General features: G+C 69.4%; 10 protein-coding genes. 2 read left to right on the plus strand and 8 right to left on the minus strand.

Annotated features, from left to right (window positions below; translation table 11 throughout):
- Nucleotides 1-78 precede the first annotated feature (78 nt).
- From OG804_RS09130 to OG804_RS09165, 8 genes are all read right to left on the minus strand, one after another.
- Entirely contained in the window at nt 79-2,490 is a 2,412-nt protein-coding gene (locus OG804_RS09130; RefSeq protein WP_328395871.1) for a CaiB/BaiF CoA transferase family protein, read from the minus strand.
- Between the two features lie 24 nt (nt 2,491-2,514).
- Nucleotides 2,515-3,960: an aldehyde dehydrogenase gene (locus OG804_RS09135; protein ID WP_328395873.1), complete on the minus strand. Its 1,446-nt coding sequence runs from the start codon at nt 3,958-3,960 to the stop codon at nt 2,515-2,517.
- Nucleotides 3,961-3,987: 27 nt separating this feature from the next.
- The gene (locus tag OG804_RS09140) at nt 3,988-5,172 is read right to left on the minus strand and encodes a thiolase C-terminal domain-containing protein (protein WP_328395875.1); all 1,185 of its coding nucleotides are present in this window, start codon (nt 5,170-5,172) and stop codon (nt 3,988-3,990) included.
- Nucleotides 5,169-5,657 carry a Zn-ribbon domain-containing OB-fold protein gene (locus OG804_RS09145; RefSeq protein WP_328395877.1) on the minus strand — a complete coding sequence of 163 codons (489 nt, stop codon included), beginning with the start codon at nt 5,655-5,657 and terminating at the stop codon, nt 5,169-5,171. Before OG804_RS09145 ends, OG804_RS09140 begins: the two co-directional genes overlap by 4 nt.
- Before the next feature lie 181 nt (nt 5,658-5,838).
- Complete coding sequence (locus OG804_RS09150) at nt 5,839-6,150, minus strand: hypothetical protein (RefSeq protein WP_328395879.1); 312 nt, start codon at nt 6,148-6,150, stop codon at nt 5,839-5,841.
- A 131-nt stretch (nt 6,151-6,281) separates the two neighbouring features.
- The gene (locus tag OG804_RS09155) at nt 6,282-7,760 is read right to left on the minus strand and encodes an acetyl-CoA acetyltransferase (protein ID WP_328395881.1); all 1,479 of its coding nucleotides are present in this window, start codon (nt 7,758-7,760) and stop codon (nt 6,282-6,284) included.
- Nucleotides 7,757-8,794, minus strand: a complete 1,038-nt coding sequence (locus OG804_RS09160; RefSeq protein ID WP_328395883.1) for an LLM class F420-dependent oxidoreductase — start codon at nt 8,792-8,794, stop codon at nt 7,757-7,759. Before OG804_RS09160 ends, OG804_RS09155 begins: the two co-directional genes overlap by 4 nt.
- Before the next feature lie 41 nt (nt 8,795-8,835).
- Nucleotides 8,836-9,645, minus strand: a complete 810-nt coding sequence (locus OG804_RS09165) for an enoyl-CoA hydratase/isomerase family protein (protein ID WP_328395885.1) — start codon at nt 9,643-9,645, stop codon at nt 8,836-8,838.
- Nucleotides 9,646-9,813: 168 nt separating this feature from the next.
- Here OG804_RS09165 and OG804_RS09170 point away from each other — a divergent pair, with 168 nt between their 5' ends.
- Complete coding sequence (locus OG804_RS09170; protein ID WP_328395887.1) at nt 9,814-9,981, plus strand: hypothetical protein; 168 nt, start codon at nt 9,814-9,816, stop codon at nt 9,979-9,981.
- Between the two features lie 87 nt (nt 9,982-10,068).
- The gene (locus OG804_RS09175) at nt 10,069-11,211 is read left to right on the plus strand and encodes a N(5)-(carboxyethyl)ornithine synthase (RefSeq protein ID WP_328395889.1); all 1,143 of its coding nucleotides are present in this window, start codon (nt 10,069-10,071) and stop codon (nt 11,209-11,211) included.
- Nucleotides 11,212-11,235 lie beyond the last annotated feature (24 nt).

Here is an 11,235-nt window from a genome sequence, read left to right on the forward strand (position 1 = left end):
TCCGGCGAACCGGGCCGCCGGCCCGTCCACGGGGAACGCTCTCATTCCGCCGAGCAGGGCGACAACCGCCCGGCCGAGCTAGCCGGCGGCGGGTTCGCGGACGCGGGCCGGATCCGTGGCCGGAGGCTGGAGAACCCCGGCCCGCACCATCTCGTCGATCTCGGTTTCCGTCATCCCGAGCACCCCGGCGCAGACCTCCCGGGTGTGCTCGCCCGCGATGGGAGCCTGCCGGACCGGAGGGTCGGCGATCTCGGCGAAGGCGGCGGCACGGGCGGTGGCGGGCAGGGTCATCGGCAACAGTTCGTGCTCGACCTCGGTATAGGTCGCGCGGGCCGTCAGGTGCGGGTCGGTGAGCAGTTCCGGCAGCCGCACCATGGCACCGGCGGGTACCCCGGCCTGCTGGAGGGCCGCGGCGGCCGTCCGCGGGTCCTGCGTACGCAACCATTGCGCGAGTAGCTGATCCGCCGCGGCACGGTGCGCGACGCGCTGTGCCCCGGTGGCGAATCGACTGTCGTCCCGCAGCTCCGGCCGGTCGAGCAGGTCGCACAGTGCGGCCCACTGGCTGTCGTCGCGCACCGTGACCACACACCATTCGTCATCGCCCGCGCACGCGTACACACCGCTCGGCGCGGCGCCGGGATCCGCGTTCCCCGGTGCGGTCACGGTGCCCGGCCGCAGCCCCTCGGTCACCAATTGGGCCCCGAGTTGCACGAGCGCGGTATCGGCCTGCGCGACTTCGATATCGGTGCCGCGGCCGCTGCGGCGGCGGGCGATCAGGGCGGCGAGTACCGATACGGCGGTGACCTGGGCGGCGATATGGTCGGGATAGACCGTCTGCCCATCGCAGAGCAGTTCCGCGTCGTCGGGATAACGCCACAGCGCCGACACCCCGCACGAGGCGCGGACCAGCGGTCCGTAACCGAGGCGGGCCCGCCACGGTCCCGTACTGCCGAACGCACTGGATTCCGAGACGACCACGCGTGGATTGATCTCCGCGAGAACCTCGTAGGACAGTCCCATCGAGGCGAGCGTGCCGGGTTTGAAGTTGGCGAGCACCACATCAGCGTCGGCGACGAGGCGGCGGAACAGCGCGACGCCCTCGGTACTGCGCAGGTCCAGTCCGAGACTGCGCTTGTTCCGATGCCCCCACGCGACGGAGGCCGCCAGCGCGGCGCCGCGTTTGGACTGGCGCAGGCCGTCCGGGAAATTCGCGTTCTCGATCTTGATCACCTCGGCGCCGTAGTCCGCGAACTGCCGGCTCAGTTCCGCGCCGAAGACGATGACACCGAGGTCCAGCACTCTGAGTCCCGCCAGGGGCGCGGCCGACGGATCGCCGGCCGGTGTCGCGGCGGGGCGGCTTCGGGTCAGGTCCAGGGCATCGTGCTCGCCGGGCTCCGGTGCCCGCGTGCGGAATCCGGCGCGGCGACCGCCGAGCGACACGTAGCCCGAAGGGACGCGGGCACGCAGGCCGACGGCGAGCTCGGCGTCCACCAGAGAGCCGTTCGTATCGAAGTGTTCGGTGGCGAGCACTTCGGTCAGCGTGTGCACTCCCCCGACCGGTACCCCGCGACGGGCGCCCTCGGCGACCAGTTCCGCCTGGGTGTGCCCGGCGAACAGTCGCTCGATGAGGGGATGCAGGGAATCGGCGGCCGCGAAGCGGGCCGGAATGGTGTCGTACTTCGGATCCGCGAATTTTTCTGGCGCACCGAGCCATTCGAACATTCCGCGCCACTGCCGCCTGGCCAGCAGGCAGATCCGGACGTGACCGTCGCGGCACGGGAAAACCGGGTAGAAATTCGACGCGTCGGGGCGACCACGCGGAAAGTCCTCCGACCGCCCGGCCGCGGCGGACCCCTGCGTCCCGAACCCCGGATCGAAACCGTGCACCATTACCTCGAAGGCCGAGATGTCCACGGTCTCACCACGACCGGTGTCGAGCCGGCGGTGATAGGCGAGCAACGCCGCCCAGGCGGCGTGCACACCGACGGTCTCCTCGACCAGACCGGCCGGGGGAAGCAGCGGTTCGGCGCCGGGAGCCCCGGAACGGGAGAGCACACCCGACATCCCGTAGAGGACGGGTTCGGTGGCCAGCCAGTCACGGTAGGGCCCGTCCTGGCCGAATCCGCTGATCGATACCCACACCAGACTCGGTGCGGCACGCCGTATCTCGGCCGGACCCACACCGAGCTCCGACAGATCTCCGGGCGGCCGGGACTCGAGCAGGATATCCGCGTCACGGGCCAGCTCGGTCAGGCGGGCCCGGCCCGGCGCCGTGGTGAGGTCGACGGTGATCCCGAGCTTGTTGGCGTTGCGCAGTGCGAACGGGATGCTCACCCCGTCGAGCACCGGTTCGGCCGTGCGCGACCGCGAGCCGCCCGGCGGTTCGACGCGGATCACCTCGGCGCCGAGGTCGGCGAGATAGCGTCCACTCGATTCCCCGAGGCTGTCGGTGAGGTCGAGAACCCGGACGCCGTGCAGCGGAAGTGTCATCGTTGGCTCCTTCGGTGGTACCGCTCAGCGCGTACCGAAGTAGACGGACTTCGTGGTGTAGTAAGGGGTGAGCCCCTCCGGGCCGAGTTCGCGTCCCAGGCCGGAAGCCTTGACCCCGCCGAACGGCGCGTCCAGGTCGAGTTGATAGTGGTTGACTCCCACCGTGCCGCTGTGGATCCGGTCCGCGAGGGCCAGCCCCCGTTCCTCGTCGGTCGTCCACACGGTGCCGCCGAGCCCGTACCGGGAATCGTTGGCGATCTCGATCGCGTCCTGCTCGCCGTCGTACGGGGTGATCGTGAGCACCGGGCCGAAGATCTCGTCCTGCGCGATCCGCGCGGCATTGTGCACGCCTTCGAAGACCGTCGGCTCGACGTACCAGCCGGTGGGCCGGTCGGCGGGGATACCGCCGCCGGTGGTGATCCGGTAGCCGTCCCAGCGCCCGGAGTCGATATAGCCGACCACCCGGTCGCGCTGCGCGGCGCTGACCAGCGGGCCGATCTGGGTCTGCCGATCCAGCGGATCACCGATACGCAGATTCCGCACCGTTTCGGTGACGGCCTCGACGACCTCCGCGTACCGGCTGCGGGGCGCGAGGATCCGGGTACTCGCATGGCAGGTCTGGCCGTTGTTCACCAACGCGACCTCGAGCAGATTCGCCGTGAAGACGTCGAGATCGGCGTCATCAGCGACCAGAGCGGCGGATTTGCCGCCGAGTTCCAGGGTGACCGGTCGCAGCAGCCGCCCGCACACCTCACCGATGGCCTGCCCGGCCGGGGTGGATCCGGTGAAGGCGACCTTGTCGATATCGGGATGCGCGACCAGATACGAACCGGCCTCCCGCCCGCCCGGGACGATGTTCAGCACGCCCGGCGGAATTCCCGCCTCCAGCGCGGCCTCCGCGAAAACGAATGCGTCCAAGGCGGTTTCGGGAGCCGGCTTGAGCACCACGGTGCATCCGGCGGCCAGGGCCGGCGCGAGTTTCATCGCCGCCAGCGACTGCGGATAGTTCCACGGGGTGATCGCGGCCACCACACCCACCGGGTCGCGGCGCACTACCGTGCGTCCGCCGAAAGCACTCGGCCGCACCTCATCGCGCACGGTATCGCGCACCGCGTCGGCGTAATACCCGAACATGAGGCTCGGGGCGTAGCCGTTGACGGCGATCGACAACGAGATCGGCATCCCGTTCTCACGGCTGGTGAGCGCGGCGGTCTGCTTCGCCCGCGCCTTCAGGGCCGCGGCGAATCCGTCCAGCAGCGCGGCACGGTCCGCCGGGCTCAGCCCCCGCCATGCCGGCAGGGCTCGGCGGGCCGCTGCCACGGCGGCATCGATATCGGCCTGTTCCGCGAGCGCGGAGGTGCCGAGCACTTTCTCCGTCGCCGCCTCGATCACCTCGACGGTGGAATCGGTACGCGGAGTGACCCATTCGCCGTCGATGAACAGCGCGCGCCGGTCCAGGGTGGTGTCCATATCGGTCCTCGGGTAGTGCGGGAATGGTCAGAGGGTGTCTTCGCGGCCGAACAGCGTGGAGCTGACCAGCGGCGCCATCGGTCCGCCGATGAACAGCGAGATATGTGTGTCCGCAACCGGATTGGTCGACGTGCCGCGAATCTGCCGGACGGCTTCGACCGCGAGTCCCATACCGTTGACGAAAGAGTCCGCGATATTGCCGCCGCTGGTGTTCACGGGCAGTTTTCCGATCCCCGCGGTCAGGTTGTCGACGGTGAGCACCTCGCCCGCGGACGGTCCGGCCGGGGCGAGTCCGTGGTCGATCAGCGCGGCCACCGCCGGGCCGCTGAAGTTCTCGTACACCTGCACGACATCGACGTCGTCGGGCCCGAGCCCGGCCGCGGCCCAGAGCCGGTCGGCCACCCCGGATCGACCGGGACGAGCCGCGAATCCGGCGCTCGTGTACAGATCGTCGTTGTCGATGATCGACGAGTAGCCGCCGGGCGCGCCCTGGGCGCCCGCCAGCACATAGGCGGCGTCGGGACGCATCGCCTTGGCTCGTTCGGCGGAGACCAGGACCAGCGCCACCGCGCCGTCGCTCTCCCGGGAGCAGTCGTAGAGATGGAACGGCTCGGTGATCATCCGCGACGATTCGTAACCCTCCTCGTCGAGAGGTCGGCCGTATCCGGCGGCCGTCGGATTGTTCTGCGCGTGCCGGTAGGCGGCGAGCACCAGGGCCCGCAGCGCCTCCCGCGGCACCCCGTCGTGCTCGAGCAGCCGCTGGGTCCGCAGCGCACACACCTGGGCGGGCGAGCCGACCCCGTGCGCCAGATAGTGCGGACCGTAGAAATACTTCGCGTAGCCGAGCCGGCCGCTGTCCTCCTGGGCCATCGCCCGGAACACCACGACGCATTCGGCCTGGCCGGTGGCGATGGCCACCGCGGCATTGTTGAGCGCGGCGGCGACAGTACCGCCGCCGCCACCCCACATCATGTTCGACCAGCGCACCTCCTCGACGCCGAGCGCTGCGCCGAGTATCGCGCCGTCGTGCCCGCCGCCGGCGTAGGAGACGAACCCGTCCAGCTCGCGCGGGGACATCCCGGCGTCGGCGCACGCGGCGACGATCGCCTCGAGGGTCATCCGCAGCTCACCGTGCGGCGCCTCGCCCCGCTTGTAGTGCAGATCGGCGACACCGACGACCGCGGCGGCTCCGCGTAGCGACGCAGTGCTCACGAGCGTGCTCCTTCTGTGCTGTCGCGCCGCCACCGCAGCAGCGGCCAGGTCGCGCCCTCGTCGAGTTCGAAATGCCCGACCACGCGCTGCCCGATCCGGACCCCGTCGGCGTCGTCGCCGGTGAGGATGCCGAGGACCCGGCGGTTGTCAGCGGCCGGCAGTTCGACCAGGACCGTCACATACGGTGTCCGGTCGGCGAGTTCGGTGATGAACGGATAGTGACTGCGTGACCAGCTGTAGACGGTGCCCACCGCTTCGACCGCCGCCCAGCCGGGGTCGAAGGTGTGGCAGGCGCCGCAGATCCACTGCGGCCCCCAGATCCACTCGGCGCAGTTCCCGCAGCGTTGCAGGCGCAGTTCGCCCGCGACCAGGCCGTCCCAATACGGCTGATCGAGACCGTCCGCGGCCGGCCCCCAGAGGTACTCGCGAACACGGGCGTCTACGTCGTCACGCTCCACTGCCGCCTCCGGACTCGACTCACTCATGCTCTGCCCCGTCCGTATCGCTGCGCTCGGCGATCGGTCCGGATTCCGACGCGGAGGCCGCAGCGAAGGCGGAGGTATCGCACTGCCGCCTCCGGGCCTGACTCGCTCATGCCGCGCCTACTGGGCACGAGCGAGGGCCCTGCGTGGTCACGCTCCGCTGCCGCCTCCGGGCCTGACTCGCTCATGCCCTGTTCCCGGCGGGGAAGTTCTCGAGCGCGGCGGCCTTCCAGGCGCCTTCGCGCAGTTCCCAGATCGAGCGCAGGCCGATCACGCCCTCGGGAGTGTCGTAGACCGTCTCACCGATCTGCTTGTCGCCCTCGGCGCGGATGTCCTTGATCTCGAAACTGTTGACTTCGCCCCGGGGCACGGTGACGCCGTCGAAGACGGTGGGCAGGTTCTCCCGCACCATATCGGCCAGTGCCGCCTTCATGTTCCCGCTCACGACGTGGCCGACATGGCGCTCGTACAGCGCGCGGAAGTCCTCTTCGGACATGACTCTCTCCTTGCTCCCCCGGGGCCGTCGATGCCGCGTGACATCCGGCGACCAACCGACTTTTACCTTATGCCTTTAGGTTTTCCTGGTCAATGGCGGACCACAAGGGCGCACCGTCCAACCAGGTCAGGCTATGAAAACCGGAAACTTCCGTCCGCCGCCACCTCGATGCGATCACCCGCTACATCCGCGGTTACGAGGCGTTGCAGGGCATCGTGCTCCGCGGTGGCCGCCAGCGTTCGCCCAGTCGACGTGAGCGCGGCGAGCAAGCCCCGCTCGGGTTGTCCGGCACGGTCGTGGACCACCGTCCACGACTCGATCGTCGCGCGGCCCGCGTACCCGGGTTCCGGACGAACCGTCGGCTCCCGGTCCACGACCGCCTGCACATCTTCGCGCCGGAATCCCGCCGCCGGCGGCTCCGACCGGTACACGCCGAAGGCGTGCTTGGTCAGGTAACCGCCGTTCGCGGTCAGCAGCCCGAACGAGCCGGGCGATTCACGCAGCCGGGTGGCCAATGCCGCGATCGCGTGGGTGCTGTAGTTGTTCCACGGCCCGCCCGCGAAGGTCAGGCCACCCGTGACCGTCAGCGGCCGATCCGGATCGTCGACCGCGAGTCCGAGTTCCCGGGCCGCCACCTGCACGGCCGACGGGAAGCACGAATACACGTCGATATGCGTGAGATCGTCGAGCCCGATACCCGCCAATTCGAGCGCCCGGGCGCCCGCGACGCGGATGGCCGGCGACCGGTCCAGCGCGCCGCGCGCGGCGATATCGTAGGTGTCGTGCGCTTCGGTGCCCGACTGGGGGAACACCCAGTTCTCCCGGGCGATCCCGAGCCGCGTGGCCACCGCCACCGAGCACAGCAGCACCGCCGCGCCCTGCTCGACCATATTGTTCGAGTTCATGAGCTTGGTGTAGGGCGACGCGATCCACCGATTGTCGGCACTCGGCGTCACGATCTCCGCGGCGGTGTACTCGCGTTGCGTCCAGGCATACGGATTCGTCGCGGCGACCTTGCTGAAACCCGCCCACAGCTCCCCGATCGCCGTCCGGTGCTCGTCGATCGAGCGGCCCGCGCCGATCCGCAAGGCCTGTTCGAACAGCGGGTAGATGTACGCGGGCCGGTCCAGCCCGGCGCGTTTCTCGGTGTCCGAGCGCATCGGCACCTCGGGAACCAGCATCGGCGCGGACGGCACCGAGTCGTCCTGCACGGTCCAGTCGGGTCGAATCCCCTGGGCGCGCAGCTTCGTCCGGGTGCGCCACGATTCGGCGCCGCCGATGAGCACGACCTCGGCGCGCCCGGCGGCGATGTCCGCGGCGGCCGCGTTGACCAGAGCTTGCGGAGTGCTGCCGCCGCTGCCCGTATATCCGGTGTGCGCGGGCTCCGCGCCGATCCGTGCCGCGACGAGCGCACCGGGATCGCGATAGCGCCACGAGAGCAGGCCGACGATCCGTACCGAGTCGACCAGTGCGAGCAGCCGGGCGCTGCCCGCCTCGTCGGCCGCCCGGAACGCGGCGTCGGCGATCAGGTCGACCGGTTCGCGGCCGCCCGCGCGGTCGGTGATCTGGCCACCGCCGACGAGTACCGGAGTTCGCGGATCCACTGTCACGACCGCACCGCCTTGAGGATCCGCTCCCGCGATTCGGGGCGCGGCCAGCCGCCGAGTATCAGCGTGGTCAAGCAGGTCGGTTTCCAGCGGTTCACGATGTCCTCACAGATCTTGTCGACGGGTCCGACGAGCGCGACGTCCTCCACCATGGCCGTGGGCACCGCCTGCGCCGCCAGATCCGCCCGGCCGTTGAGATACAACTCCTGGATCTCCGCGCAGGCCTCGCCCCAGCCCATCCGGACGAAGACGTCGTTGTGGAAGTTCGCCTCCTTGGCGCCCATCCCGCCGGCGTACAGCGCGACGACCGGTTTCAGTCGCGCCGCCGCACGTTCCACATCATCGTCCTCGACCAGCCAGCAGACATTGGCCACCTCGAAGTCGCCGGCCGCGCGCCGCGCGCCCTCCCGGGCGAACCCCTCGGCGAGTGCGGCCCGGTAGAAGTCGTCGCTCTTGGGGGAGAACCACAGCGGTGTCCAGCCGTCCGCGATCTCGGCGGCCAGCGCGACGTTCTTCGGTCCTTCGGCTCCCAGGTAGACGGGAATATCGCGGCGCAGCGGGTGCACGATGGACTTCAGCGGCTTACCCAGCCCGGTGCCGCCCGTGTACGGGAGTTCGTAATGCCGGCCCTGATAGCTGACCGGCTCGTCCCGGGCCCACACGGCCCGCATGATCGCGACGTACTCGCGGGTGCGCTCCAGCGGTCGCGGATAAGGCCGGCCGTACCAGCCCTCGACGACCTGCGGCCCGGAAGCGCCGATCCCGAGGATCAACCGTCCACCGCTGAGATGGTCGATGGTCTGGGCGGCCATGGCCAGGGCCGTCGGGGTGCGGGCCGAGATCTGGCACACCGAGGTCCCCAGTGCGATCCGGCTCGTCTTCGCGCCCCACCAGGCCAGCGGAGTCAGCGCATCCGATCCGTAGGATTCCGCGGTCCAGAAGCTGTCGACACCCAGGGCCTCGGCTTCGGCGACGGTCTGTTCCATCCGCCGCGGCGGCCCCGAACCCCAGTACCCGGCCGCGATGCCGACCTTCATCGCCGTCCGCCCTTCTGTCGTCTGGTCATTCTGTTGCCCTGTCAGTGGTTGCGGTAGACGGGCGGGCGCTTCTCGAGAAACGAGTGCACGGCTTCCCGGTGGTCCTTGGTCATGGCGCTGAGGATCTGGGTGCGGTTCTCCAGATCGATCGCGGCCCGCAGACTGGGCACCTCGAGGTTGGACCACATGACCTCTTTGGTCATCCACACCCCGAACGGACTGTTGCCGGCGATCGCCTCCGCGGTCTCCAGTGCCGCATCGAGCAGGCGGTCGGCCGGTTCCACCGAGGACACGATCCCGATTCGTTCGGCCTCCGCCGCGTCGACCGACCGTCCGGTGAGCAGAATCTGTGCGGCCCTGGAGAATCCGATCATCCGGGGCAGCAGCCAGCTGACCCCGATATCGCAGTTGGAGAGACCGCGCTGAATGAAGGAGGCGTGCAGCGCGGCGGTATCGGCCATGATCCGGATATCGGCCATCAGCGCCAGCGCCATGCCGCCACCCGCCGCGGCGCCGTTGATCGCGGCGATCACCGGCGGTCGGGCGCCCCGGAACGCCTCCACGAGCGAGGCGATGTGCTGCTGCACCCGCAGACCCGCCTGCGGCCGCCCCTCCCCCTCCGCGGCGCCGGGCGGGGCGCCGTAGCCGCGCAGATCCAGTCCGGCGCAGAATGCCTTCCCGTTCCCGGTCAGCACGATCGCGCGAACCTCCGAATCGTCACGCACCGCGGCCAGCACCTCGTGCAGGGCCTCGATGAGGTCGGTGTTCATCGCGTTGAGCGCATCCGGCCGGTTCAGGCGGACCAGCAGTACGCCGGGCCGCGGATGCTCGGTCTGGATCAGGTCGGACATACGTCGCATTCCCTCGGATCGTCTGTCACGGCCCCTGCGAAACCGTCGGGCCGTCGACATCTAAAGCTAATACCTTTAGATTTATACCTCAAGAACCGCACGCGCCGGAATCGAGGAACCAGGTGGACAACGGGCACGAACTACACGGAAAGGTCGTCGTCGTCACCGGTGGCGTCCCGCTCCGGGCGCCGGGCCGTACTCGATGTCGAAGCAGGCGGCCCGGCGGCGATAGCGTTGTCCGAACGGACCGGCTGGACGCGGATCCACAGCGCGCGGGGAGACTGGTTCACATCGGACGGCCGGGCGACCCTGCTGCACCACTATCTCAGCCCGTGACCTGGTGGATCGCGGCGGCGTGATCCGGCCGAGCCGCTGTTCTGCTTCGTGGAATCCGCGGTGGCCGCCCACGCGTAGGCTCGTACAGTGAAGCAACTGACGCTCGGTGTAGTGGCGACCTCCCGCAAGGAGGACGAGCACCGGCTCGCGATCCATCCGGCGCACTTCGACCGGATCGACCCCGGGATCCGGGCGAGTATCTTCCTCGAACACGGTTACGGTGAACGGTTCGGCTACTCGGACGAGCGGCTGGCGCCGTTGGTCGCCGGACATCGGACGCGTGCGGAGCTGTTCGCCGACTGCGATGTGCTGTTGCTGCCCAAACCGCTGGCCGAAGACCTCGAGGCCATGCATCCGGGACAAACTGTCTGGGGGTGGCCGCATTGCGTGCAGGATCAGCGGCTCACCCAGTTGGCCGTCGACAGGCGTTTGACGCTGATCGCGTGGGAGGCGATGAACCACTGGACCGCCGACGGGAATTTCAGTCTGCACGTCTTCCACAAGAACAACGAGCTGGCCGGTTACTGCTCGGTCCTGCACGCGTTGCAGCTGCGGGGTCTCACCGGCGACTACGGTAAGCGGTTGCGCGCCGCGGTCATCAGTTTCGGCGCCACTGCCCGTGGCGCGGTGCGCGCGCTGTCGGCACTCGGGATCAGCGATGTGACGGTGCTGACGCAGCGCAGCGTTTCAGCGGTCGCCTCACCGTTCGCGTCGGTGCGGATGCAGACCTTTCAGCGCGACCCCCACGACCCCCGCCACACGCTCGCTTTGAAATCCCCGGAACCGGGACCGCTGGCCGAGGTGCTGGCCCACTACGACGTGATCGTCAACTGCATGTTCCAGGACACCGAGAATCCGCTGCTCTTCGTGCTGGACGACGATCTCGAACTGTTCGCCCGCTCGACTCTGTTCGTCGATGTCTCCTGCGACGCGGGCATGGGCTTCGAATGGTCGCGTCCGACGTCGTTCGCCGACCCCATGTTCACCGTCGGCGACGACCTGCACTACTACGGTGTGGACCACAGCCCGTCGTACCTGTGGAACTCGGCCACCTGGGAGAACTCCGAGGCGCTGCTGGAGTACCTGCCGATCGTGGTGGGCGGGCCGGACGCCTGGGACGGCAACGAAACCGTCCGGCGCGCGATCGAGATCCGCGCGGGCCGTATCCAGAACCCGCGGATCCTGTCGTTCCAGGGGCGCGCCGAAACCCATCCCTACGCGGTGCTCTGAATCGAGGCACGCACGGATTCCCGG

It is taken from the genome of Nocardia sp. NBC_00416 (genome assembly GCF_036032445.1).
Lineage (GTDB): Bacteria > Actinomycetota > Actinomycetes > Mycobacteriales > Mycobacteriaceae > Nocardia.

Excerpts from the sequence above, each read along its gene's own strand:
- OG804_RS09165 (WP_328395885.1), bottom strand. The coding sequence starts at position 9,645 with ATGTCCGACCTGATCCAGACCGAGCATCCGCGGCCCGGCGTACTGCTG.
- OG804_RS09150 (WP_328395879.1), bottom strand. The coding sequence starts at position 6,150 with ATGTCCGAAGAGGACTTCCGCGCGCTGTACGAGCGCCATGTCGGCCAC.
- OG804_RS09160 (WP_328395883.1), bottom strand. The coding sequence starts at position 8,794 with ATGAAGGTCGGCATCGCGGCCGGGTACTGGGGTTCGGGGCCGCCGCGG.
- OG804_RS09130 (WP_328395871.1), bottom strand. The coding sequence starts at position 2,490 with ATGACACTTCCGCTGCACGGCGTCCGGGTTCTCGACCTCACCGACAGC.
- OG804_RS09145 (WP_328395877.1), bottom strand. The coding sequence starts at position 5,657 with ATGAGTGAGTCGAGTCCGGAGGCGGCAGTGGAGCGTGACGACGTAGAC.
- OG804_RS09135 (WP_328395873.1), bottom strand. The coding sequence starts at position 3,960 with ATGGACACCACCCTGGACCGGCGCGCGCTGTTCATCGACGGCGAATGG.